At 62.1% G+C, this 22,969-nt stretch carries 22 protein-coding genes; 7 read left to right on the top strand and 15 right to left on the bottom strand.

Translation table 11 applies throughout. The features are described from left to right. The first annotated feature begins 124 nt into the window (after nt 1–124). Nucleotides 125–403, top strand: a complete 279-nt coding sequence (locus tag QFZ23_RS11390) for a hypothetical protein (RefSeq protein ID WP_306923003.1) — start codon at nt 125–127, stop codon at nt 401–403. Nucleotides 404–802: 399 nt separating this feature from the next. Here QFZ23_RS11390 and QFZ23_RS11385 read toward each other — a convergent pair whose 3' ends face one another. The 6 genes from QFZ23_RS11385 to QFZ23_RS11360 all read right to left on the bottom strand — a co-directional run bounded on the left by QFZ23_RS11385 (nt 803) and on the right by QFZ23_RS11360 (nt 6,606). Continuing rightward, the gene (locus tag QFZ23_RS11385) at nt 803–1,684 is read right to left on the bottom strand and encodes a sulfurtransferase (RefSeq protein ID WP_306923001.1); all 882 of its coding nucleotides are present in this window, start codon (nt 1,682–1,684) and stop codon (nt 803–805) included. 82 nt (nt 1,685–1,766) lie between these two features. Further along, entirely contained in the window at nt 1,767–2,384 is a 618-nt protein-coding gene (locus tag QFZ23_RS11380) for a CGNR zinc finger domain-containing protein (RefSeq protein WP_306923000.1), read from the bottom strand. Between the two features lie 55 nt (nt 2,385–2,439). After that, nucleotides 2,440–3,228, bottom strand: coding sequence for an enoyl-CoA hydratase/isomerase family protein (locus tag QFZ23_RS11375; RefSeq protein ID WP_306922998.1), 789 nt, complete (start codon nt 3,226–3,228; stop codon nt 2,440–2,442). Nucleotides 3,229–3,285: 57 nt separating this feature from the next. Next, nucleotides 3,286–4,500, bottom strand: a complete 1,215-nt coding sequence (locus QFZ23_RS11370; RefSeq protein WP_306922996.1) for an alpha/beta fold hydrolase — start codon at nt 4,498–4,500, stop codon at nt 3,286–3,288. Beyond that, nucleotides 4,501–5,223 carry a flavin reductase family protein gene (locus QFZ23_RS11365; RefSeq protein ID WP_306922994.1) on the bottom strand — a complete coding sequence of 241 codons (723 nt, stop codon included), beginning with the start codon at nt 5,221–5,223 and terminating at the stop codon, nt 4,501–4,503. A 213-nt stretch (nt 5,224–5,436) separates the two neighbouring features. Then, nucleotides 5,437–6,606, bottom strand: a complete 1,170-nt coding sequence (locus QFZ23_RS11360) for a thiolase family protein (protein ID WP_306922992.1) — start codon at nt 6,604–6,606, stop codon at nt 5,437–5,439. Nucleotides 6,607–6,890: 284 nt separating this feature from the next. On the opposite strand from QFZ23_RS11360, the gene QFZ23_RS11355 reads away from it, so the two are divergent. The 4 genes from QFZ23_RS11355 to QFZ23_RS11340 all read left to right on the top strand — a co-directional run bounded on the left by QFZ23_RS11355 (nt 6,891) and on the right by QFZ23_RS11340 (nt 10,545). After that, entirely contained in the window at nt 6,891–7,784 is an 894-nt protein-coding gene (locus tag QFZ23_RS11355; protein WP_306922991.1) for an alpha/beta hydrolase, read from the top strand. 33 nt (nt 7,785–7,817) lie between these two features. Further along, on the top strand, nt 7,818–8,669 hold the full coding sequence (locus tag QFZ23_RS11350; RefSeq protein ID WP_306922989.1) for an MBL fold metallo-hydrolase: 852 nt from the start codon (nt 7,818–7,820) through the stop codon (nt 8,667–8,669). After that, nucleotides 8,666–9,697 carry a TDT family transporter gene (locus tag QFZ23_RS11345; protein ID WP_306922988.1) on the top strand — a complete coding sequence of 344 codons (1,032 nt, stop codon included), beginning with the start codon at nt 8,666–8,668 and terminating at the stop codon, nt 9,695–9,697. The genes QFZ23_RS11350 and QFZ23_RS11345 overlap by 4 nt, the downstream gene beginning before the upstream one ends. A 326-nt stretch (nt 9,698–10,023) precedes the next feature. After that, entirely contained in the window at nt 10,024–10,545 is a 522-nt protein-coding gene (locus tag QFZ23_RS11340; protein WP_306922986.1) for a hypothetical protein, read from the top strand. A 243-nt stretch (nt 10,546–10,788) separates the two neighbouring features. Here QFZ23_RS11340 and QFZ23_RS11335 read toward each other — a convergent pair whose 3' ends face one another. Beyond that, nucleotides 10,789–12,174, bottom strand: a complete 1,386-nt coding sequence (locus tag QFZ23_RS11335) for an MFS transporter (protein WP_306922984.1) — start codon at nt 12,172–12,174, stop codon at nt 10,789–10,791. Between the two features lie 377 nt (nt 12,175–12,551). Next, nucleotides 12,552–13,394 (bottom strand): alpha/beta hydrolase, encoded by an 843-nt coding sequence (locus QFZ23_RS11330; RefSeq protein WP_306922982.1) that lies wholly within the window; start codon nt 13,392–13,394, stop codon nt 12,552–12,554. A gap of 208 nt (nt 13,395–13,602) precedes the next feature. Between QFZ23_RS11330 and QFZ23_RS11325 the strand changes: the two genes are divergently transcribed. Continuing rightward, nucleotides 13,603–13,752 carry a hypothetical protein gene (locus QFZ23_RS11325; protein ID WP_306922980.1) on the top strand — a complete coding sequence of 50 codons (150 nt, stop codon included), beginning with the start codon at nt 13,603–13,605 and terminating at the stop codon, nt 13,750–13,752. A 401-nt stretch (nt 13,753–14,153) separates the two neighbouring features. Here the strand turns inward: QFZ23_RS11325 and QFZ23_RS11320 are convergent, their stop codons facing one another. From QFZ23_RS11320 to QFZ23_RS11300, 5 genes are all read right to left on the bottom strand, one after another. After that, nucleotides 14,154–15,170 carry an SIS domain-containing protein gene (locus tag QFZ23_RS11320; protein WP_306922978.1) on the bottom strand — a complete coding sequence of 339 codons (1,017 nt, stop codon included), beginning with the start codon at nt 15,168–15,170 and terminating at the stop codon, nt 14,154–14,156. 58 nt (nt 15,171–15,228) lie between these two features. Next, nucleotides 15,229–16,074 carry a PfkB family carbohydrate kinase gene (locus QFZ23_RS11315; protein WP_306922976.1) on the bottom strand — a complete coding sequence of 282 codons (846 nt, stop codon included), beginning with the start codon at nt 16,072–16,074 and terminating at the stop codon, nt 15,229–15,231. Further along, nucleotides 16,074–16,880: an amino acid ABC transporter ATP-binding protein gene (locus tag QFZ23_RS11310; protein ID WP_306922974.1), complete on the bottom strand. Its 807-nt coding sequence runs from the start codon at nt 16,878–16,880 to the stop codon at nt 16,074–16,076. The genes QFZ23_RS11315 and QFZ23_RS11310 overlap by 1 nt, the downstream gene beginning before the upstream one ends. After that, entirely contained in the window at nt 16,877–17,665 is a 789-nt protein-coding gene (locus QFZ23_RS11305) for an amino acid ABC transporter permease (protein WP_306922972.1), read from the bottom strand. The genes QFZ23_RS11310 and QFZ23_RS11305 overlap by 4 nt, the downstream gene beginning before the upstream one ends. Nucleotides 17,666–17,781: 116 nt before the next feature. Beyond that, on the bottom strand, nt 17,782–18,654 hold the full coding sequence (locus tag QFZ23_RS11300) for an ABC transporter substrate-binding protein (protein WP_306922970.1): 873 nt from the start codon (nt 18,652–18,654) through the stop codon (nt 17,782–17,784). 342 nt (nt 18,655–18,996) lie between these two features. Here QFZ23_RS11300 and QFZ23_RS11295 point away from each other — a divergent pair, with 342 nt between their 5' ends. Next, nucleotides 18,997–20,088, top strand: a complete 1,092-nt coding sequence (locus QFZ23_RS11295; protein ID WP_306922968.1) for a LacI family DNA-binding transcriptional regulator — start codon at nt 18,997–18,999, stop codon at nt 20,086–20,088. Nucleotides 20,089–21,004: 916 nt separating this feature from the next. Here the strand turns inward: QFZ23_RS11295 and QFZ23_RS11290 are convergent. Both QFZ23_RS11290 and QFZ23_RS11285 read right to left on the bottom strand, forming a co-directional pair. Beyond that, on the bottom strand, nt 21,005–21,748 hold the full coding sequence (locus QFZ23_RS11290) for a Gfo/Idh/MocA family protein (protein ID WP_306922967.1): 744 nt from the start codon (nt 21,746–21,748) through the stop codon (nt 21,005–21,007). Beyond that, nucleotides 21,745–22,197, bottom strand: coding sequence for a sugar phosphate isomerase/epimerase family protein (locus QFZ23_RS11285; protein ID WP_306922966.1), 453 nt, complete (start codon nt 22,195–22,197; stop codon nt 21,745–21,747). Before QFZ23_RS11285 ends, QFZ23_RS11290 begins: the two co-directional genes overlap by 4 nt. Between the last annotated feature and the right edge of the window lie 772 nt (nt 22,198–22,969).

Raw genomic sequence — 22,969 nt, 5'->3', positions numbered from 1 at the left:
CTGCTGCCCGTCGTGCCCGGATTCTTCGTTGCCAGCATCGGATTCTCAAGCATCCACGCCCGAGATGCAGCCATGGCCGCGTTTGGCATTGGCGGCCGTCCAGCTTGGTCTAACAGGCGTGCTGGTGATCATGGCACTGACGCAGGTCATGCTCCTCCCCGAGTACCGCAAGCTTCCCTTCACGCAGATGTTTTGGGTGTTCACCTTTCCGGTTGGTGCCACCGCGAACTATCCCATCCGCTCACAACAGATCTGCGCCGGCCCCGAAACTTTCGGTCCATCTGCCCGTTTCAAAAGCGCGGGGTTTCAGGAAGCAGGAGCTTCGCGCATTCCGTGCTCTGTGGTGCGTCGAGTCTCGCTGACTTTGGGGCGATGGCTGTTGGGACGGTGCGAGCGGCAATGACCAACGTGAAGGCCGTTGCGAGGCCGAGAATCGTCCACGCGTAAATTTCCCGGCCGGGGAGGCCGGTTGTTGCAAGCCACAGCCACACTCGCTCTCTTGTTCGCACGTCACTGTCTGTGCTGGCTGGTCAACGGCGGAAGGTGTCGGCATCGACGTTACGAAGGACCAATCGTCGTGCTCCATCAGCGATCAACTGCCGCAAAGCCGGTCCGGTGACAACACCCCCGGATCACGAACGGCTGGGGACAGAAATCATGCCGGGACCGACCGGCCAACACACCCTTATCGTGCACCAGACTACTTAGCCAGTTACGGTGCCGAGGCTCGAGGTGCCGGGGTAGACCGGCCATCTATGGCTCCGGAGAGACACTAGCCGGACTACTCACCCAAACAGGAACTTCAATTACCTACCGCTATGGGAGCCCGAACAGCGTTGCCCCATTCGGTCCATGAGCCGTCGTAGTTCCTCACCCTGTCCATGCCCAGCAGGAAAGTCAGGGCGAACCACGAATGGCTTGAACGCTCGCCAATGCGGCAGTAGGTGATGACTTCATCGCCGGCTCGCAGGCCTACTTCGTTGAAGTAGATCTCCTCGAGGTCCCTCCGCGGCCGGAACGTCCCGTCGTCGGAAACAGCCTGCGCCCACGGGACATTGCGCGCCCCGGGGATATGCCCGCCGCGGAGGACCCCCTCCTGCGGGTAATCGGGAATTGACGTGCGCTCACCCGTGTATTCCTCAGGGCTGCGGATGTCTATCAGGGGTAGGCCGATGTGTTCCTGGACGTCATTCTTAAACGCCCGGATGGACGCGTCGTCCCGTGTGATCACCGGATACGGTGGCGCGCTCCTGGCCAGCGCAGGCGACATCTCGAGAGGACGCCCTTCGGCAATCCACTTTTCACGTCCGCCGTCTAGCAAGCGGACGTCAGGATGGCCAAACAGACTGAACACCCAGAGGGTATAGGCCGCCCACCAGTTGTGCTTGTCACCATAAATGACAACGGTGCTGTCCCGTGAAATACCGCGGGAGGTCATCAGGTTGGCAAATTCCTGCCCCGTCAAGTAGTCGCGCATCACCTGGTTGTTCAGGTCTTTATTCCAATCAATTTTCACGGCCGACGGTATATGGCCCACGTCATACAGCAGCGGATCCTCGTCAGACTCCACGATGACCAGCCTGCGGTCAGCCATGTGCTGCACCAGCCATTCGGCGGTGACCAGCCTGTCGGGATGTGCGTATTCTGCGATTCGGTCAGAAGTGTCCGGAGGTAAGGCTTGCATTGGGGTCCTTAATGGATTGATAGCCCGTCAGCGAAAAAGGCCTCCCCTGCTCACTTTGTTCAGCCAGGAACAGGGACAGGACTCAATCCACGAGCTTTGATTCATGTTTTCGCGCCCGGTGAGCTCGAAGATTCGCCGGGTTTCCGCAGATTTTCACGTCATGCCAAACGCCGCTGTTGTTGCGTGAACGGTCAAAGAACGCAACCCTGCATTTTTCGCTGCGGCATAGTTTGAGCCGGTGCCAGGTTCCCGCGAGCTGGGCCTGGAAAATCTCCGTCATGGCCAGGGATTCAATGTGCCCGGCTCCCGCTCCCTGCGGTTCTGCCTGGACTATTCCATTGGATTTGAGCTTCAGGGACGTGGCGGTTGTCCAGACTGTGGGCAGGGCGTCGACGTCGGAACGCACGACGGCGTCAGGGTCCCCTTCGGCGTTGAGCGTGCTGGCAAGTTCGTCGCGAAAGTACCGCAGATGTTCCAGGTCGCGTTCCGTAAGCTTGACTTCGACATAGCGCCTGCCGGTGGCCAGGGCCCACTGTTTCAGCCCCGCATCCACCCAGACTTGGGCGAGCCCAAGGTCAAGCAATAAGTCGGACCTTCGCGGCTTTCCAGCGGATTTCGTGTTGAGCAGGTCATGCACAAAACCGAGCCCGCCAGGAGCACTTTCCATGTCATAGCGCTGCGTCGCGTTCCAGTCGCTCACTGCATCCTCTTTCGCCAACTTCTAGGGCACTTGGCCAACCACTAGCTTAAAGGCCTCAGCGGCCTTGAAATTCCAATACAGGCCGCGGCCGTCCAGCTTTGAGGGCTTCCACTGCCGAGTTCAGCCCCACTTGGGTGTCTTCGCGTTCAAACAAGGGCATGGCGATGTCAAACATGGCCTGGTCGGCCGCAGCGACACCGCCCAGCGACCAGGTCCTCAGCAGTGCCTTGTGCGCGGCGTATGCCCGCGTGGCTCCGGTAGCGATTCGCTGCGCAAACGCCAAGACTTCCTCCCGGAGCTTGTCGTCGGAAACGACGCGGTTCACTACTCCGGCGCGGCTCATTTCCGACGCCGGTACTTTTTCCGAGGTCATGGCCCATTCTGCTGCCCGTGCCTTGCCTGCCCTTTCTGCGACCCGGTAGATGCCGCCCAGGAGGGTAACGATGCCAAGAGTTTGCTCCGGATGCCCGAACTCCGCTGACTCGGCCGCAAAGATGAGGTCGGCCCGCAGGGCGAGTTCAAATCCACCTCCGAAGCAAAGACCCTGGACTTCGGCAATGACCGGCATGGGCAGCAATTCGAGCTGGTTGAAGACTGACATGTAGCGCTCAAACAGGGCACGCAGTTCCCGGGTTTCGGCGCCCGGCCACGTCATGATGTCACCTCCGAAGCTGAAGTCCGGGCCTTCCGACCGGATGATGACCGCACGGGCGTCACTGCTGCCGATGGCGGTGATGGCTTCGGAAAGCTCGTCGGCCATCTGCAGGTCGATTCGGTTCTGGGGCGGATTGTCCAGGACGATGGTGGCAATCTGGTCCTGGACAGTGAACGTAAGGTGGGTCATTGGCTTAGGCCCTTTCGTTGAGGAAGTGGTTTGCAAACCGGCTGAGGGCCGCACGATTCAGTCGGCGGAGTAGAACCGGGATTCACCCACGGCCTTCCCGATCCGCTTGCCGAGTTCAGCCGAAAAGCGGAGTGCTGCGTCAAGCGGACGGTGGTGGATGGCGGCGGAGATGATCTGACCGGCTTCGTCCTTGGTGAGGACGGTGACTCCGTAGAGCTTGAGCCCGCCGAACGCCGTCGCCTGCCACTCAAGATAGGTGCGCGGACCATTAACGGTTTGCTGCGTGAACTCGAGGGACTCGTAAATGGAGCTGGCTGAGCTCATCACCGTTTTGACGTTCTCCCGGCCGGTGATCGGAGACCGGATGACAGAAGCCTCAAGGACAACGTCGCGGTGGAAGGCCTCGCCAAAGTCGTCCGCGGACTTGCTGGCAAAGGCGTTGATCCAGCCTTGAGCGCCGGCCCCGCCGGGCGCAGTGGCAGATCCTTCAGAAATTTCTTTGAGGAAGCGGCCGATGAGTCCGGCCACGTTCTGGGGCTGCTGAACGTGAGGCCAGTGGCCCGCCCCGCTGAGTATTTCCTCCTTCACGTACTGGAATCGTGGGGCGACCGCTGAAGACACCAGCTCAGCGGTGGCGAAACCGTCGGCTTCACCGCGGATTATTAATACAGGTGAGCTAAATTCACTCTTCTCAGGGGCGTCCGGGATCCCCTCGTTCCAGCAGTCAACAAGGTGGGTCACCACTTCCGGGCGGATGCGGCTGCCTATATAGGTGAGCTTGTCCAAGCCGAATTCGTTCAACCCGCCGCCCAGGTACATCCGAACCCCGCGCTGCGCTTCTACATCCCCACCGAGCTGCCGGAAGGAACCAACAGCTTCCTCGGGAAGGTGCGTCCCCGCCAACGGCACGGGCGTAACGAATACTGCGCCCACCACCTTGTCCGGGTGGCGGACACCCACGAGCTCGGCCACGAGCGTTCCCATGCTTTGCGCGACGATCACTACGGGCTTGTCCAGCCCATCCACGACGCGGGCGACGTCGTCGGCATACCGCTGCAGACTGTAGGGGCCCTCATCCCCGCTCCGGTCCCCCATCCCTGCCAAGTCCAGCCTCAGCAGTTGGGCGTCCGCGGTGGCGAGTTCGGAGACGACGTCGTCCCAGACACTCTGATCGTCCAGGAAACCGTGGATGAAAAGCACGGCCACATCGCCGCTGCCAGTCACCGTTAGGGAGGGATCCTGCTCCTGCAACTGCTCCATTACGGTAGTCACTTACTGCTCCTTGGCGAGGGTGGACCCGGACGCCGACCAGGCTGCTGTATTAATTGGCGACCAGTCATCCGGCTGACCGTCCAGGCGTGCCATGCGCTGCTTGTGTTTGGACTTGAGGAGGTCGTCCTCAAGGGGTGTGGTGAACACGTTTTCCACCAGGGTGTATTCAGCCGCCAGCCGGCCCACAGCCGTGACCGCCGCAGTGTCAATCCGGCCCCGTTCCAGGTACAGCTCGTCCTTGATGTGGAAACGGACCACTTCGCCCCAGACGACGTGGTCGTTCATGTCGCCCACGGGAATGATGCGGTTAACGATGCATTCCATCGCAATAGGGGCATCTTTGATCCTGGGTGCTGTCACGGCCTGCGAAGCCTCTTTTTCGAGCCCCACCGCCTCAAACTCGTCGATTCCCGAGGGGAATTCGAAGGCGGAGGAGTGCAGGGCGTGAGCCTGCGGAAGTGTGGCCACGTTGACCACAAAGTTGCCCGTTTCGCGAATGTTGACGAACGTGTCCTTGAGTGTCGTGCCGTCTGAGCGTGGCTGCAGCGAGATGGACACCATGGGCGGCTTTCGTCCCACCGCGGTGAAGAAGGAGATGGGCGCAAGATTGGCCACACCCTCTTCAGAGATGGTGCTCACCCAAGCGATCGCCCGGGGAATGATGCTCCCGATGAGGAGTTTGTAGGAGTGTGTGGCGTCGAGGTCAGCGCTGTTGATGATCATGGAGGCCTGTATCTTTCCCTGTGAGTGTGTGTTGGCGTTCCCAAGAGGAAATGCGACCTGAGGCTGCATCGGCGCAGCCGGCGAAGGAAGTGTTGGAGCTTCTGTGGAATCAGTCTGAAGTAAGCGTACCTATTTTACCTATGTCATTCAAGACTATGGGTACAGAATCCGAAAAAGCCTCAAGGAGGGCCGCAGGCAGGGCAGGACCGCAGCTTAGCGCTCCAGCACAACGGCGAGGCCTTGCCCCACCCCGATGCAAATGGCGGCAACTCCAACCCCTCCCCCGCGGCGTTTCAGCTCCCGCGCCAGGTGGATCAGGACGCGGGAGCCGGACGCGCCCAGCGGGTGCCCCACGGCCAGCGCGCCACCGTGAATGTTCACCTTCTCCGGATCCAGGTCAGGCCACAGCCGCAGGCATGCCAGGCTTTGGGCCGCGAAGGCTTCATTGAGCTCCACGACATCGACGTCGGCCCAGGTCTTCCCTGCCCGGGCCAGGGCCTGGTTGGCGGCCTCCACGGGCGCAATGCCGAAGATGTCTGGATCGTTGCCGGCCACCCCGCGTGAAACGATGCGTGCCAGGGGTTCCGTTTCCAGGGCGCCCTCGCGGCCGATAAGCATGGCTGCTGCCCCGTCATTGAGCGGAGATGAATTGCCTGCAGTGACTGAACCGCCGTCGCGGAATGCCGGAGCCAGACCGGCCAAGGCCTCCTCAGAGGTAGTGGGCCGGACACCCTCGTCGGTGAGGAGCTGTGAATCCGGATGGGGCACCACCTCGTCGTCGTAGATGCCCTCGGACCAGGCCTTCGCGGCCAGCCGGTGGCTGCGAACGGCAAACTGGTCCTGTTCTGTCCTTGAGATGTCGAACTTGTCGGCGAGGTTTTCTGCCGTTTCTCCATTGGAGATGGTCCAGGCCTGGTTCATCCTGGGGTTGACCATGCGCCAGCCCAGCGTTGAACTGTGGAGAGTTTCCGGGCCGGCAGGAAAGGCCCGCTCGGGTTTTGCAAGGATCCAGGGCGCCCTGCTCATGGATTCGACGCCCCCGGCGACAACCAGGTCGGCATCGCCGATTTCCACCGCTCGGCTGGCCTGGATGGCAGCCTCGAGGCCGGAACCGCACAGCCGATTGACCGTAACGCCAGGCACCGACGTCGGAAGCCCGGCGAGCAGCGCAGACATGCGCGCCACGTTGCGGTTATCTTCTCCCGCGCCGTTCGCGTTGCCCAGAATCACCTCATCAATCCTTTGCGTTTCCAGCCCCGGCTGCCTGTCCACCACCTCGCGGATGACATGGGAGGCCAGATCGTCGGGGCGGATGCCCGCCAACGACTTCCCGAATTTTCCGAAGGGGGTCCGGATCCCGTCGTAAATGAAGCTGCCTGCCATCGTTCTGCCTTTCGCCGTGCATAGGTGAAGAAATCTGGAATGGGGGCCGGCCCGCGGCCGTGAAAGGAGCATACGCCAAAATATCGTTGCAGGACATAGCCTAATCCTGTACGCTTATTTCACGTCTTGCACCCGTACGGCTGAAGCTTCCCGCTGAAACCGGGGCTCAGGCCCTTAACCACCACGCAACTGATTCGTTCCAAGATTCCCCACGGCGGGCGGCGTGGCTCCCGCGGGTTTTCACGTCCACCCGGCCACGAGCGCCGGAGAGAAAAGAGAGACTCATGGCAGAACGACTGGATGTTGAATTTACCGCCGAGGGTGGCATCAAGCTCCGCGCTTGGCTCTACATTCCGGATGGCCCGGGACCCCATCCCGCCATCACCATGGCCCACGGCTATGCCGGCACACGCGCCCACGGGCTCGCCGCCTATGCCTCCCGCTTTGCCGACAACGGATTCGTGGTCCTGGTCCACGACCACCGGAATTTCGGCGCCAGCGAGGGGGAACTTCGCCACGACATCAATCCCTGGCAGCAGATCAAGGACTGGCGCCGCGCGGTGACCTATCTGGAGGACAGGCCCGAGGTAGACGCCTCCCGCATAGGCCTGTGGGGCTCCAGCTACTCTGGCGGGCACGCCCTGGTTCTTGGAGCAACGGAACAGCGGCTCAAAGCAGTCGTGTCCCAAGTGCCCGCCATCAACGGCTATGTGGCTGGTTCCCGGCGCACGGTAGGCGACGCCAAGACGGCGCTGGAACAGTCCTTCGTCGACGACGAAAGGGACCAGGCCGCTGGTAAGGCACCCAGGATGATCGCAGTGGTGAGCAGTGATCCAAGCCAGCCTGCTGCATACCGGCTACCCTCCGCCCTGCGCTTCTACACGCAGCCCGGCCCGGAAGAATACGGCTGGGACAACACCGTCACGTTGCAGTCCACCCGCGCAGCGCGCCTCTACGAACCCGGGGTCTGGGCCTCACGGGTCTCGCCGAAGCCGCTGCTCTTCATCGTGGCCGCTGACGATGAACTGACAGGCACGGACCTGGCCCTGGAAGCCTACGAACAGGCCCAGGAGCCCAAATCCCTGGTGATGCTTCCGGGCGGCCACTTCGAGCCCTACGTCGAGAACTTCGAAGACTCAAGTTCCGCCGCCCTCGACTGGTTTCTGCAGCATCTCTAAACACCACGAACTTCAGGGAAAGTGACACATACTATGGCACCCACAACCGAACTCGCTTACGACGTCTTCGTCTCCGGCACCCTGCCTCAAACGGGTAGAGGAACACTCCCGAACGGGGATCCGCGCATCTGGTCCCCGCTGTCCTCCACACTGATTTCCGGACGGGAGAACGCGGTGCTGGTTGACCCGCCCATGACGGTGGAACAGACAACGAAGGTCGGGGACTGGATCGAGGCATCGGGAAAGACACTCAGCCACATCTACATCACCCACGGCCACGGTGACCACTGGTTCGGTGCAGGTCCCCTCGCAGAGCGGTTTCCGGGCGTCATAGTACTGGCAACCCCGGGCACGCTCCAGGAGATGGCCATGCACGGCTCCCCCGGGTTCCGCTCCTCCTTCTGGGACTCGATTTTCCCGGACCAGATTCCGCCCACAACCACAGTCACCCAGCAAATCGACAGTGGGTCCTTTGAACTTGAGGGTCATGAACTGCAGATCATTGAAGTGGGCCACACCGACACTGACAACACCACCATGCTGTTCGTTCCATCCATCGGGCTCCTGGTAGCCGGGGACGCCGTCTATAACGGGGTCCACCCCTACCTGACCGAGTCGCAGGACGGGGGTCTCGAAGCCTGGCTGGGAGCGCTTGATATCGCGGAGAGCCTCGAGCCAAAGTTCGTGGTGGCCGGGCACAAGAACCCCGCATTGCCCGATCTGCCCGGACAGATCCAAGAGACCCGCGGGTACCTATTGGACGCATCAAAGCTCCTGGCAGAGGAACCAGCGCCGGAGGAGTTCTTCTCGGCAATGCTTGCGCTTCATCCTGACCGGATAAACCCCGGCGCGTTGTGGGGTGCGGCCCTGAAACTGCTCAGTTGACCAGCAGCCAGGTGCCCACGATGGGGCCCGTTGCGACGGCTTCGGAAGCACGGGAGCCCGATCTCCTCACGGAACCTCCGCCAAAGCCTGCGACGCACCCCTTCAACGTGTTTGCCGTTCCCCTGGGCATCACCGGGTTGGGAGGCGCCTGGCAGGCAGCCCGTCTGACACTTCATGCCCCCGCGTGGCCAGCGGAAGTCTTCTACGGGATCAGTGCCGGTATCTGGTCCGTCCTGCTTGTCTGGTACCTGGCGAAAAGTTTCCGGTACACGTCCAAGGGACACTTCGACAAAGAACTGAGACACCCCGGAAACGGCCCGTCGGCGTCCTTCATTCCCCTGGTGGGCATCCTCCTGAGCAGTCACTACATCGAATACAACAAGGTGTTCTGGTCCGCGCTGTGCCTGTTCTTCATCATCGCTCTCACGCTCCTCGGAGCAAGACTTCTGGTCCACTGGGTGACCGGCGGAGTGACCCTGGAATGGGTTCACCCGGGTTACCTGCTTCCCGTCGCTGCAGGTCCCTTCATCGCCAGCATCGGCTTCTGCACCATGGGTTGGACTCAAGCGGCGATCGCTGCCTGGGGAACCGGTGGTTTTTTCTGGCTGATGATCGGAACGGTGGTGACGGTGCGCTTCATGGCGGGGATTGAAATGCCGGACGACTTGAAGCCCGTCTTGGCCGGGTACCTGGCCGCCCCCGCAACGGCCTGCGTTGCCTGGATAGTCATCCGCCCGGAGGGCTCCGGAATCATCCAGTTAGGACTCACGGGAATCCTCCTCATGATGATTCTGATGCAGGTGGTTCTCCTCCCCCACTACGCCAGCCTGCCGTTTTCGCTGACGTTCTGGATCTTCACCTTCCCGGTGTCAACGTCGGCGAACTACGGCATCAGATGGCTCGGAACCCTCGGCGTCGCCGGCTCGGAACTCATCTCCTGGGCCCTCTTAGGCCTTGCCACGGCTTTTGTCCTTGGTATCGGAATACAGACGCTCGTCCAGGGTTCGCCGGCCAAGACACGGCGCTGACGCTTCGGCGCACCCGTAACCAAAGCAAAGTCCGCGCGGAGGCGCCTAACTCGATGTCCGACGTCGGGGCTTGAGTTGTGGGAAACAGTTGGAGCGTGCAGGAGTGACAAAGAAGGACCTCCGGGTGGAGCGGGACTTGCTGAGAGTCCAACTCCACTCGGAGGTCCTTGTGTCTGCCTAACGCTGTTCTCGCCGAGCGGGGCAGGCGCAAGGTACTGCGGGCTGCCCGGGGATTGGTCTCACGGGGTAAGCGAGCCCGGAGCAGCTATACGGTGGAAGGTCCACAGCCTCTTGATCCGGAGGATCTCCCCGATGAGGTCCCGGCTGTGAACTCCAGCCTGGGGTCCTTGTTCCAGGTCGTCGTTCATGACACTACGGAATCATCGGTGCGGGACGCCACTCGCCTCTCCCGCCGGCACCTGCCGGAGGCGCTGCCAGCGAACTACGGCTGGAGTGGCGGACGAAGAGGCTACGTATGGAACGGTCGAAAGGCAATAGCATCGCCCAAGCGTTCTTGGGACCCCGCTTATTACCAAAAGGCCAGTTCCGGAAAATGGCTGGGGCTGCCCGGGCGGGCGGCATGGTGGACACGGTTCTCAGCCCACTACAAGGACGTAGTCCGACCTCACCTGACCGGCCAGATCCAGGAATATACCACCGGCATCCTGCACAGCTTCAGCGAGACCCCGGTACTGGAGGAACAGATCCGTGAATCCCTTCCTGCAGGCACTACCTGGCTGCCGGAGAACCTCACAGTCAGATCCCAGCTCCACGAAGGACCTGCGCCCCTGGCCGCCTCCATCCCCGAGAGGCTCACCCACATGCTCGTGCCCATCACGTCAGCCTAAGGCAAACAAGATGAGGCAGGAGAAGAAGGGTTCCCCAGACGGTTCACCGCCCCTAAAACTCAGCTTGCATGCCCGCCGGTATCCCGTCCGGAAGTTTGTGTTCACCGAAACTGCTCTCCGGCTGGCTCCGCAAACAGCCGAGCCACCTTGCTCTGGAGCAGGAGCAAGGTGGCTCGAATTGGACTCTGTATCGCTGCGGTCCGGTGACCATGCGACGATCAGGGTCGGTAAATGCAGGCCGCCTTACGAGTCTGCACGTGAACGGCGTGTGGTCATCGCCCTGACTGCACCCACGGCCCCAGCTCCCGCCAGCAGCGGAATGGCCAGGGCGAAGAAGATCTGGTCCACGCCCCATCCTGCGCCCAGCATCACGCCACCCAGCAGACCGCTGACGATGGAACCGGCCTTGCCGAAGCTGTGCATCCATGACACACCGGTTGCGCGGGCTTCAGTGGGGAAAACCGATGTGCTCAGGGCGTTCATGCCGCTGTTGGCACCCACCAGCACAACGCCGATGGTGAAGCCCAGAACCAGCAGCAGGGGCAAGGTCAGGTTGACTGACGCAAGGATCCAGGCCGCTCCGGCGGCCAGCGTGAAGGCCGCACCGAGGGATACATATTTGCCCAGCTTCTCCATGGCAAAACCAATGGCCAAAGCTCCGATCACACCGCCGAGGCCGAACAGCGACACCACATTGCCTGTGCCGGCGGCGTCGATATTAAGTTGCTTGACGATTAGCGGCAGGTAGTTCAGGAACATATAAACCACTGCGGCGCAGATGAAGTAGCAAAGCCAGATTAGCAGCGATACCAGCACAAGTTTCTTGGACAGTACCGCCCTGACGCCGCCAACCGGCTTGGCACCGCCGCTGCGGACTGCGCCTGTCAGATCCACCCTCTTCATGTCGAAACCGGGAATGATGGCACTCAGCACCTTCGTCACGTTTTCTGTCCGGCCTCCCCGTCGAATCATGAATACGGTGGATTCCGGCAGGCCCCACAGCAGTGCTGGCAGAAGGATCAAGGCGAGGAGTGTTCCGGTCCCGAGCAGCCACTGCCAGCCCAGGGTGGGAATGATGGTTGATGCCAGGAGGCCAGTGACTATTGTTCCCAGTGGGAAGCCGGTGAACGTGATGGCCACAATGGCGGCCTTCCGCTTTTCAGGCGCGAACTCAGCCACGAGCGTGATGACCAGGGGCATAACCGCTCCGAGGAACAGGCATGCCACCACCCGGAAGATTCCTAACGTCTGGTCGTTTTGTGCCAGCGCGCCCCCTAGGGTGGCGAGCCCGAATCCTGCCGTACCCACGATGATGGGGAGCCTTCGCCCAATTTGGTCGGACAGCGGGCCGGCAACCATCGAACCGACAGTAAGCCCCACAACTCCCAGTGTCACCATGGTGGTAACTGTTGCCAGCGAGGTACCCCACTGGGTGACTATTTGGGGGTAGATAAATCCCCACAGGCCGATTTCAACTCCTTCGAGGGTCATGGTCAGGAACCCGAGAAGGATGATCGCGCGGCGCCTGTTGCCCAGCGGCGCTTGGTTGAGTAATTCCTGAACGGTCAAGCGGGAGGACGCCGAGGTCCGGAGGTCGGTCGTCTTTGACGCCTCGTTGCCTATTGCCATGTTGTTCGCCTTTCTGATGCACGCCGTCGTTGGCGTGCTTGAGCTGATTCGAAGCTCGTAGTGCTCTTGGATCGGGGCACGCAGCCTTCTGTGAGCGGTTGCCGTCTAGGTTGTTCCCCAGCGCCTTGCTCATGACAACCGAACCCTCAAGTGTGTTCGGGGACACAAAGGTGAACTCTGCGATTGAAAGAAGCATAGGCCATACAGCTCTTTCAAGCAATGGTTTTCGGCGTATCCAATTAGGCCCCCGCTACCAGATGAGACATAGTATGCGCACGGCCAGGGAATCCCTGATGTAACTAACTAACGGCGGTCGAACGTACAGCCCGCCACGCAACACCGCTCCCCCGTAGACCGAGAATCCGATGTCTTGGCACTCAACCACTTTGCCTCCCTTTATGGGAGATCGCCTCGACCCGCAGCGCCTTCAACCAGTCACTGATCACGCTCCAGGGCTGTTCCCAGCCGCCGTCGAGCATCATGTCATGCCCGATCCCGGCGAGCTCCCGCACATCGGCGCCATAGCGCCGTGCGGTTGCGCGCGCCGACCGCACGGGCACCATTCGGTCGTGCGTGCTATAGACGGACAGCAGCGGATATGCAGACTTCACCTTCGACGGGAGGTGGAAAAGCAGCTGGTACTGGACCCAGGGTGACTCGCCACAAAGAGATCGAGAAATCTCCGCCGCCTCCTCGGTGCCCATCCGCTCGAACAGCATGTCCGGGGGCAGCCGAAGGCTTCGACCCGCAAGAAACCGCATCGCCTGCCAGGGATGGTTTCGCAGCACCGAAATAACCGTCCCGAAGGCCGGACCGGAAGTGATGGAGCCAACGAGCACGCCCGCGCTCACCTTCGCCGGCCGCAATGCCAACACCCGCTGCACAACCAAGCCACCAAGTGAGTGCCCAACCAGGACGAGCTCATCAGCATCGACAGCTTCGACTGCACGAAGGACATCAGCAACATAGTCCTTCAGCCACGCCGAGCGCAGGCTTCCACCACTCGCGCCGTGGCCCCTGAGGGAGATAGAGTACGCCGCATGGCCGTCAGCGGAAGCTGCTCGCATCCAGTTGCGCCAGCATGCGGCGTCATGGCCGAGCCCATGCACAAAGAGCAGCGCAGGACGGGGCCCGGCTACGCCAGCAGGAGCCGCGGCAAGCATTTCGAGTTGAACATCGTTACCAGTGCCAAACATCATCGTTTTCACAGCGATGAACATATCAGAAGGCAACAGAGGTAACAATAGTTTGGTTCTTTCGCAGCTTACTCTGGAATTGTGCCTACTTTAATCCGCCGCAGCACACTTCCTTGCGGAGGTATCGGAAGTCGCAGCCCTCGAGGCGCTGCTGGCGAACGCAAAAAGGCCGCGAGCTGCTCACGGGCAGGCGCTGGTACGTCATGAAATCCGCGTGTGAGGCCGGCGCGACGTGGGCCCAGATCGGCGAAGCACTGGGATCACGAAACAAGCCGCCTATGACTTCTACCGCCGCAAGATTGAAGAACAGGAGAAGTACCTGCCGGACCTTCACGACGCGGCAGCCGCGCGGGCGGTCTTGGAAGAAGCCAAGGAAGACTAGCCAGGGCTCCTGTACTCAGCATCGCCTGCAGGTGGAGAAGGACTCGTCCGGCCAACTCCCCTAGGTTGACGAAACACCGGTTATCGCGTTCGAAAATCGGCAGGGGAGTGCCTCCAGAAGGGCTGCTTTCTGCGTCTATGTCGCAGCGTTTTCTCCACAGACTCCCGTCCAGGCCTGGTTCCAGGGCATCAGTTGGAAGACGTGCCGCCGGCGCGGCTGCTGCGCGAAGGAAACGTTGAGGACGCGGCACGGGATGAGATCACGCGCGCCTTTGGAATGCTCGGCCTACGTTGTAAGGACGAATAGGACATCCCCGCCCCCAGCGGCCTAGATTGACGAACGGCCAAGCGCTTCTTCGCGGACACCGAATTCGCGTATTCTGTTCGGTGTCCGCGAAGTTGTTAGTAGGCGAACTGCCACATGTAGCGGCGGCCTTCCAAGGAGTATCCGCGCACTGCCGCGTAGTGGGCCGCTAGGCGGAAGGCGATTGTGTAGAAGACCAGCGGGGCTATGAAAGAGCGCTGGTTTTCGGGGATGCCTGGCAGCTCCAGGTCCCGGCTGTCGATGACGAAGGTCTCTCCGCTGTACTTCTGGAGGAAGCGCTCCGCACGCTCAGCCATGGGCCGCGTTTCGTCCTCGCTTAGGTACAGGATGCTCTTCGTTTCCTTATCAAAGACCTCAAACGGGCCCTGGAAGAACTCGTTCGCGTTGATGGTTGCAGCGTGCATCCACTGCATTTCCTGAAGGAAGCAGCTCGTAAACGTAGTTCCCATCCCCTGCAGCGACCCTGAAGCAATGAGGTAGGTGACAGGAACGTCCTTCATGTTTTCGGCGATCTTGGCGGCGAAGGGTTCGAATGCCCGCACGGCCTTTTCGGCGGCGGCAGGAAGCGCGGAAAGTGCGGAAAGTTCATCGGCCACGTCCTGGCCCTCACGCTTCAGGATGGCAAGAGCCACCAGCTGAAGGAGGAGCTGGTTGCCGTCCCCGGTCTCCGCGACGAAGGCGGTGTTGACCGCCTTGGCCAGGTCACCCTCGGCATTCAATGTCACTGCTGCCACAGCGGCCCCCCGCTCCTGGGCCCAAGACGCTGCCCGAACAGTCTCAGGGGTCGTGCCAGCCGCGGAAAGCGCCATGACGAACGCGCCAGAACCCACTCCTGGAGACCCGCGGTGGTAGAACTCACCGGAGTTTACGGAGGTCGCAGGGATTTTGCTCCGCCTGTCGAGGAGGTACTGCACAGCGTTCAGCCCGGAGAGGGAGCCTCCGGCTCCGACGAGATACACGCGCTTAAGGTCGGGGATCCCCGCTACAAAGGATTCGATCTCGGGCCATAGGGTGAGCGCATGTTCCTGCGAGCTGCGCAGGTTGTCGGGGATTTCCTTGACAGGTTGTACTCCGATAAAGGTGCCGTCGGTCATGTTATTCCTTACTTTTCCTGATTCGATGAATGGGCATTCGCCCTGGAACGCTGAGTGGTCAGCAGGTCGTAGATGCTCCGATTTCGGAGGCGATGGGTACGCCGTGGCCGAAGGCGCCAAATTGCGTGCACGTCAGGGCAGCTGCAGCTGCTGCCTTGGGTAGGAAGTGGCTGGGATCTTCGTTCCGAAGGAGGCCCACCAGGACCCGCGCGCAGAACGTGTCACCGGCGCCGAGGGTGTCGATGACCCCATCCGCGCGGTGCGCCTGGCTCTTCCAGCGGCGTCGCCCGCCGTTGCTGAGTGTCGCTCCTTCGGTTCCACGGGTCACCAGTGTCCAGGTGGCTCCGGAGCCTTCGCCCTGCTCCAGGAGAGATTCGAAAGCGGCGTCGTCCAGTCCCCCACCGGACAAGATGATGAGGTAACACGAACGGCCGACACGTTTGATGTGGTCTGCGTCATGGCGGGTTCCCAAGTCATACGAGAGCCGTGTCTCTGCCGCAAACGCTGGAACCCAAGGGTCCAGTCCACTGGTAGCTCCCACGTGAATGGCGTCGAACGACTTCAGGCGTGCTAGGTCCTCCGCTGACGGAGTGAAGACGGATACCCCCAAGTCTGAGGAGACAAAAACCCTGTCGCCCTGGGCATCATGTCCAATCACGCAGTGTGCCGTGGAGCCCCGGACGCGCCGCAGACCGGAGGTGTCCACTCCCTCATCCTGCAGAGCTGTGGCTATGGCGTCTCCAGCGGCGTCAGCGGCTATTTGGCCCAGGTAGGCCGAGGAAGCGCCGAAGCGGGCGGCGAAGACTGAGACATTGAGAGTGTTTCCTCCCGGGAACATCGTGCCCAGTTCCCGATAGCAGTCGACAACATTGTCCCCGGCGGCAGCGATGCGGGGCTGCACCATCACAGCACCTCGGAGAGGAAGCGCTGGAGGCGTTCGCTGCGCGGGTAGTCGAAGAGTTGGGACGGTGTTCCGGCTTCAACGACTTCACCTTCGTCCATGAAGACCACCTGGTCGGCGACCTTGCGGGCGAAGCCCATCTCGTGCGTGACCACCAGCATGGTCATGCCGCGTTTGCCCAGTCCTGCCATGAGGTTCAGGACGCCTTTGACCAGTTCCGGGTCCAGGGCGCTAGTGGCTTCATCGAAGAGCATCACTTCCGGTTCCATGGCCAGTGCGCGGGCGATCGCGACGCGCTGCTGCTGGCCGCCGGAGAGGTCTCTGGGGCGGTGGTCGGCCCGTTCGGCCAGGCCCACTTCGGCGAGGCGGCGGCGGGCGCGTTCCCTGGCCTCGGCCTTGGGCATGCCCTTGACGCTCCAGAGGGCCAGTGCCACGTTCTCGAGTGCGGTGTGGTCAGGGAAGAGGTTGAAGTGCTGGAAGACCATGCCGATCCGGGCGCGCAGGATGTCGGGTTTGACCTGCAGTGCGCTTTCGCCGGCGAGCAGCACGTCGCCGCTCTTGGGTTCATGCAGCCGGTTGACCCCCCGCAGCAGGGTGGACTTGCCCGAGCCCGAGGGGCCGATGATGCAGGTGGTGGTGCCCGGGGCGACCGTGAGGCTGACGTTCCGGAGGACTTCGACGTCCCCGTAGGCCATGGTCAGGTTCTTCAGCTCCAGGCTGGAGCCGTGGAACGTCTCGATGTCCGGGGCTTTGTGTGCGGGCGTCTTATTTGGGGTCGGCTTGCTGGTGCTGGCGCTTGTGAGGTTCATGTGTTGCTCCCGGTGATCAGCGGCGAGGCCGCGTCGAGTTCGGTGACTTCCTTCAGGCCGGACGTGGGCGCGGTGGGGCGGCGGCGTCCGGTGCGGAAGCGGCTGTCAAAGTAATTCACCAGGTGCGTGAGGGGCACGGTGATGACGAGGTAGAAGATGCCGGCCATGACCAGGGGCGAGAGGTTCCCGGAGAGCACGGCGGCGTCCTGACCTACCCGGAAGAGTTCGCGTTCGCTGACCAGCAGGCCCAGGAAGTAGACCAGGGAGGAGTCCTTGACGATGGCGATGAACTGGTTCACCAGGGCCGGCAGGACGCGGCGGACACCCTGCGGCACCACCACGAGCCGCATCGATTTGGCGTAGCTCATACCCAGGGCACGGCAGGCTTCACCCTGGCCCTTGTCGACGCTTTGGATGCCGGCGCGGAAGATTTCGCCGATGTAGGCACTGGCGATCAGGCTCAGCGCGATGATCCCCAGCGGGTATGGAGAGGGACCGAAGACCGACTGGCTGAACCGGGCGAAGCCCTGGCCAATCAGCAGGATGGTGAGGATCGCGGGCAGGCCGCGGAAGAGGTCTGTGTAGATCCGGGCAGGGACCCGCAGCCATTTGGACGGTGAGATGCCCATGACCGCGACGACCATGCCGAGCGCGACGCCGATGATGGTGGCGGCGACGGAAATGATAAGGGTGTTCAGGAGCCCGACTCCGAGGAGTTGGGGCAGGACTTCGGCCATTGCGCCGAAATCAAAGAAAGTACGGATGATGGTGTTGAACCAGTCCATTGATTGCTCTCAGACGTTAGTGTTCTATTCGGATGCCAGGCGAGTGGTTCCCGTGCCGGGCGGGCCGGGGTGCGGCCCGCCCGACCGGAACGGCGCTATGCCGGTCCGGCCGCCGCTTACTTGCTTGCGGTCGGAGCCGGGATGGCAGTCTGCTCTGTCTTGGGCAGGTACTGCTCAGGCATCGGCGAGCCCGGGAACCACTTCTGGTAGAGCTTCTTCCAGGTGCCGTCCTCCATCGCCTCGGCCAGGCCCTTGTTCAGCGCTTCCTTGAAGGCGGGCTTGTCCTTGGCGACTGCGAACCCTGCGGGGGCGTCGAAGGAGGGGATGTCCGCCGCGCTGACCAGGCCGTGCTGCTTCTCGTAGGCCTTGGCAGACTCATAGTCCAGGAAGTGGGCGTCGGCGGTGCCACTGTTCACAGCAGCGACGGCAGAGTTGTTGTCCGGGAAGCGCACCAGGTTCGCGGAGGGAAAGTTCTTCACGGCATACGCTTCCTGCAGCGTCCCTTGAACCACGCCCAAGCGCTTGCCGGCAAGGCCGTCCACATTCTTGATGCCCGAGGCCTTGGTGGTGATGACCGTCAGGTAGCCGGCCAGGTAGCCGTTGGAGAAGTCCACCGTTTCCTTGCGCTTGTCCGTTATGCCGATGGCGGCTACGCCGACGTCGAACTGGCCGTTGGCGACGGCCGGAAGAATGGCGGAGAAGTCCTGGCCGGTGAAGACCACGTTGTCCACGCCGGCGCGGTGGGCCACGTCCTTGAACAGTTCGACGTCGAAGCCGGTGAAATTACCCTGCGCGTCCGCGAACGTATAGGGCTTAAGGTCCCCCACGCTGGCAACACGTACCGTGCCCTTCTCTATCAGGCCGTACGGATTCTCTTGCGTTGACGAGGATGCAGGAGCTCCGCCGCACGCCGACAGCACGCTCACCGCCAAGGCGGCGGAGGCCGCAATCGCGCCAAAGCGAAACGTCCGGGAAATAGGGATACGCATTCCATTCCAATCTGTAGAGGGGGTTACTTGCTCACCTTTGAGCTGAGAGCGTTATCAGGTCATGTGTAAGCTACATCTCTTTCTCGGCACGCGTCAAGGAGCTTCCTCATCCGCCTTGACAAGCCGCGACAACGGCGCAGAGCCCTGCATTTGCGGGCACCGTGACGCTGCTGTCTGCGCGCGGGTAGGTGCAGAAAGACCGTCAGGAAGATACTGGAAAATGTGCGAACGTTCTCATACAATGGAGCGTGCCGTTGCTGCATGTGGCAGGTAAGCTACTGACCTGCGGCTTGCGACAAGACTTCCACAACCCGACGCCGAAACAGCCACGGAAAGATACCAATGCCCACCTCCGCGAGAATCACCATCACCCAGGTCGCAGCTGAAGCCGGGGTCAGCACAGCCACTGCGGGGCGGGTTCTCGGCAACTATGGCTACACCAGCGACGACGTCGCGGCAAAGGTACGAACTGCAGCCCAGAAACTCGGCTACAAGCCCAACTCGCTTGCCCGCAGCCTCGTCACCGGCAAGAGCCACACCATAGGAGTAGTGGCCGCGGACATCGATAACGCCTTCTACGCCAGGGTCCTGCGCGGCATCGGCGACGTCGCACGGTCACGCGGGTTCGGCGTTATCTTGACCAACAGCGATGAAGATCTTGAGCGTGAAAGAGAAGCTGTACAACTCCTGCTCGAAAAACGCGTAGATGGCCTCATTGTTGCCCCAAGCGATGTTCAAGGCTCCGAGCACCTCCACAACCTCATAGCCGGTGGTTGTCCCACGGTACAGATTGACCGTGCGGCGTACAATCTGGCGGCCGACTCAGTGACCGTCGACAACAGGGGATCCGCCCGGGAAGCAGTCAACCACCTGCTGAACGCCGGACATCGCCGAATAGCGATCATCGCCGAACTCGAACAACGTCACAACGGGAGCCTTGACGAATTCATCCGACAGGCTTCCCACTTCTCAGCCAGCGGAGAAACCCTCTATCCGAGCTGGCAGCGCCTCCAGGGATACCTCGATGCCCACCGAGACTTCGGCATACCTGTCGACCCAAGCCTTATCCGCCGTGCCGGATCCTACTCCTCTGAAGCCGCACGCCAAGAGGCCGCTCTCCTGCTCCAAGCCGCCGACCGACCAACGGCTCTATTCACCGCCGACGGAACGATGTCCATCGGAGCAATGCAGGCAATAGCCGATTCAACCTTCCAAATCCCGGACCAACTCTCACTCATCTGCTTCGACGACCTCGACTGGATGACGTTCACCCGACCGGCCATCACAACGATCCACCAACCCGTACACCGAATTGGCTCCATGGCCGCAGAGCTTCTCCTTGCGAGGATCGCAGGCGATACTTCCGTCCCGAAACACAATGTCCTGGAAGCGCGGCTTCAAGTCCGCGGTTCGGTGGCTCCGCCTAAGAGCTAACCAGCGCACCACGTCACGGCGGTCACATTCCCCGCCCTTAACCTTCGATTTTCCGGGCCTTCACTGACGAGGCCTCCGGAAGGGCCACCGCCAGATGCTCCAGCGCACCCCTCGGGGATGTTCTGGAACCGCCCTGTCCGTGACTACGGCATCAGCCGGGAAACCCTGTACTAGCACCTGGGCCCGACCACACTCCTGAAGCCCATATCGGGAAGCCGCTACGCACCAACTGGACCCGTGCTAGCTTGACGGAATCTCCATTATCGGCGTTCGAAAACGGCTGGGGGGAGTGGCTCAAAAGGGGCTAAAGGAAACATCCAGACCGCTCATAATTCCCCTGCGCGTCCTCGCGGTGCAAACACTTACGCCGGGGCGTGAACTTTGCCTCAGTTGCGCTGGCTGGATTATTTGCGCTGACGGCGCGCTCAATCTAGGATCTCGTCCGTCCGTGACGCTTGTCCGTTGCTGCCCAGCGGCTGGCTGGTGGGCTGCTCGTTTCATCTTTCCAGGTCCTTACTTGAGGTGTTTTCAAAGAGTGTGCCATCGCTCCGGGCGCGGCTGCTTCAGTGGGCGTCGCTCCGTGCCCTGACCTTCTGCTGCACTGTTGACGCCCTGTTGTCTGCCATCCCCGGTCCAGGGTGGCGTACGTGCCCGTGCTGACTAGCTGTTGTTCGCGCTGGTGGCGTGGCTGGCCCATTGCCGGCCTTCTTGTCCTTCTGTGGGCAGTCCGGAGGCGGCGAGGATCCGGTCGAGCAGCCGCTGGGTATGGACGGCTTCGCGGCCGGAGGTCAGTGGCTGGGCCCCGGTCGGCGACCCGGTCCAGGAAATGGTGGACGGCGGCGGAGAATCCGAGCGTATCGGTCGCTGTGGCCCAGCCGTAGGCCTCGGCGCTGAGCTCCCGTGAGGTGGTGACTCCCTAGACGGTGGTCGAGACGGTTTCCGGTGCCCTGACTTCGACGGTCTTTCCGTCGCCGTAGGCGTCGAGTTTCTCGTTCCAGGCACCTGCTGTTCGGGCTGCCATGAGCACTCCGGTGTTGCCGGTGCTGAATCGCATCATGGCTGCGACGCCGTCTTCTTCCCAGGGGTCGTCGCCGGCTGCGTGTGCGGCCACGTCCACGGGTTCGCCGCCGCAGTACCAGCGGAGCAGGTCGACCATGTGGATGGCGTTCTCGAACGTGGCGCGGTATTCCGATCCGGGGCGGTTCTTTTGCGCGACGCAGAAGGTAGCGCCTTTCTCACCGAACGCCTCACGCCCTGCCGTGTAGACAGGTGCGTAGCGGCGGTTGAAGTCGACCATCAGGATGCGGCCGCGCTCGTCGGCGAGGTCCGCCAGACGTTCTGCCTCCTCGGTGGCCGGCGCCAGGGGTTTTTCGCAGAACACGTCGACGTCATTGTTAAGGCACAGCTGGACGGCGTGGGCGTGTTCGGACCGGGGTGTGAGGACGAAGACGGCGTCCAGGTCCTGCGCGTCCAGCATGTCCTCGACGGACCGGTAGGCGGCGCCGAAGCCCCAGCGCCGGACCAGGTTTCCCGGGTCCTCGCGGCAGGATACCAGGGCTGCCAACTCGACATCGTCGCGCTGTACGAGTGTGGGCAGTTGGGCGATGGTGGCGATATTGCCTGCGCCGATGACGCCGACGCGGAGACGCTGGGCGTTCATCGGGCGTTCTCCATCTCAGCGAGATCAGTGAGCATTCCGCGCAGTGTGGTCGCGGATTCCCGGAATCCGTCCTCGGGGGTGGGGAGGTCTTGCGGGTGCCAGCGGTACTCGTACTCGATGCTCAGCAGGTCATCGTAGCCGTGGCGCAGCAGCGCCGCGAGGATCTGGGGCCAGGGAAGGACGCCGGTGCCGATGACACGTGACCGGACGGCGCGCTCGGACGCGTCGACGCGGGCCGTTTCCGTGGCGCGGAAGGCCGCGTTGGGATCGGTGAACACGAGATCTTTCACGTGGACGTGACCGATCAGGTCGCCCTGGACGGCAAAGGCCTCCTCGAACGTCTCGTCGTGGGTGAACGTGAGGTTGGCCTGGTCGTAGAGAACACGAATGGCCGGGTGGGCAATCTCCCGGAGGGAAAACCTGCTGCCCCTGGAGTACCAGACACTCATGGATGTCGCAGGAGTGAACCTGCGGCTGGGAAGATCCGTCGTACTTGACGCACCCTTCGGCGCTTACTTCGCCGTACCGGACTACCTGGCGCGCGCCGCAGAAGAGTTCCACTGGCCCCCCTCGCAGACCACGGTGGTGCGGGTACAGGTCCCCCAGGACGTTCTCCGGGAACGACTTATTCGAAGGGGCCTGGAAAGAGACCGATGGAAACTTGCGCATTGGGACGAGTACTGGGCAGCGCACGGCAGCCTGGACTGCGCCTGGTCCGGCGTCCAATTCCTTGATCTCAACAACGAAAAGCCCCTGCCAATTGAGGGATAACGGCTCAGTCCGGGGCGTGCGGGTCAAGCCGGCTGTGCTCCGCTCTCAGCGCGACGGCAAGTTCCATAGCGCGTGAGCTTCCGGCGGGCCCTTTCACCGCAGCGTGATACCGCGGCGCCGCTAAAGCTTGCCAAGGCACGTTCCACGTCGTTCCTGCCCCGGTCGCTGACCTCCCCCGGCCAACAGCGGTCGATTAATCGGCAGGCTTCCGATGGCGTCGCGCACCTTGGCCCCTGAGGGTCGGGGCCGGCCACCGCATTAGGTCGATCCAACCCGGAGCGTCTCCTCTTCGACGGAATAGCCTTTGCCGTTAAGCACCAGAGGCAGCCCCTGACACCGAACACCCGGGCTGCCATCCCGGGCTTTGCCACGGCCCCTTCGCCCAGCCCGGTCCGCGCCGAGCCGTCGAACAAGGGCGTCAGCAGGTACTCCTATCAGCCGCTGACGCAA

It is taken from the genome of Arthrobacter globiformis (genome assembly GCF_030818015.1).
Taxonomy (GTDB): Bacteria; Actinomycetota; Actinomycetes; order Actinomycetales; family Micrococcaceae; genus Arthrobacter; species Arthrobacter globiformis_C.
This window is presented reverse-complemented; position numbering and strand designations above follow the sequence as displayed.

What these genes read in the sequence shown, in the direction of transcription:
- QFZ23_RS11300 (WP_306922970.1), bottom strand. Translation starts at nt 18,654, where the DNA reads ATGCGTATCCCTATTTCCCGGACGTTTCGCTTTGGCGCGATTGCGGCC.
- QFZ23_RS11330 (WP_306922982.1), bottom strand. Translation starts at nt 13,394, where the DNA reads ATGTTCATCGCTGTGAAAACGATGATGTTTGGCACTGGTAACGATGTT.
- QFZ23_RS11315 (WP_306922976.1), bottom strand. Translation starts at nt 16,074, where the DNA reads ATGGTGCAGCCCCGCATCGCTGCCGCCGGGGACAATGTTGTCGACTGC.
- QFZ23_RS11290 (WP_306922967.1), bottom strand. Translation starts at nt 21,748, where the DNA reads ATGAACGCCCAGCGTCTCCGCGTCGGCGTCATCGGCGCAGGCAATATC.
- QFZ23_RS11285 (WP_306922966.1), bottom strand. Translation starts at nt 22,197, where the DNA reads ATGAGTGTCTGGTACTCCAGGGGCAGCAGGTTTTCCCTCCGGGAGATT.
- QFZ23_RS11295 (WP_306922968.1), top strand. Translation starts at nt 18,997, where the DNA reads ATGCCCACCTCCGCGAGAATCACCATCACCCAGGTCGCAGCTGAAGCC.
- QFZ23_RS11350 (WP_306922989.1), top strand. Translation starts at nt 7,818, where the DNA reads ATGGCACCCACAACCGAACTCGCTTACGACGTCTTCGTCTCCGGCACC.
- QFZ23_RS11385 (WP_306923001.1), bottom strand. Translation starts at nt 1,684, where the DNA reads ATGCAAGCCTTACCTCCGGACACTTCTGACCGAATCGCAGAATACGCA.
- QFZ23_RS11365 (WP_306922994.1), bottom strand. Translation starts at nt 5,223, where the DNA reads ATGATCATCAACAGCGCTGACCTCGACGCCACACACTCCTACAAACTC.
- QFZ23_RS11355 (WP_306922991.1), top strand. Translation starts at nt 6,891, where the DNA reads ATGGCAGAACGACTGGATGTTGAATTTACCGCCGAGGGTGGCATCAAG.
- QFZ23_RS11305 (WP_306922972.1), bottom strand. Translation starts at nt 17,665, where the DNA reads ATGGACTGGTTCAACACCATCATCCGTACTTTCTTTGATTTCGGCGCA.
- QFZ23_RS11335 (WP_306922984.1), bottom strand. Translation starts at nt 12,174, where the DNA reads ATGGCAATAGGCAACGAGGCGTCAAAGACGACCGACCTCCGGACCTCG.
- QFZ23_RS11310 (WP_306922974.1), bottom strand. Translation starts at nt 16,880, where the DNA reads ATGAACCTCACAAGCGCCAGCACCAGCAAGCCGACCCCAAATAAGACG.
- QFZ23_RS11375 (WP_306922998.1), bottom strand. Translation starts at nt 3,228, where the DNA reads ATGACCCACCTTACGTTCACTGTCCAGGACCAGATTGCCACCATCGTC.
- QFZ23_RS11320 (WP_306922978.1), bottom strand. Translation starts at nt 15,170, where the DNA reads ATGACCGACGGCACCTTTATCGGAGTACAACCTGTCAAGGAAATCCCC.
- QFZ23_RS11360 (WP_306922992.1), bottom strand. Translation starts at nt 6,606, where the DNA reads ATGGCAGGCAGCTTCATTTACGACGGGATCCGGACCCCCTTCGGAAAA.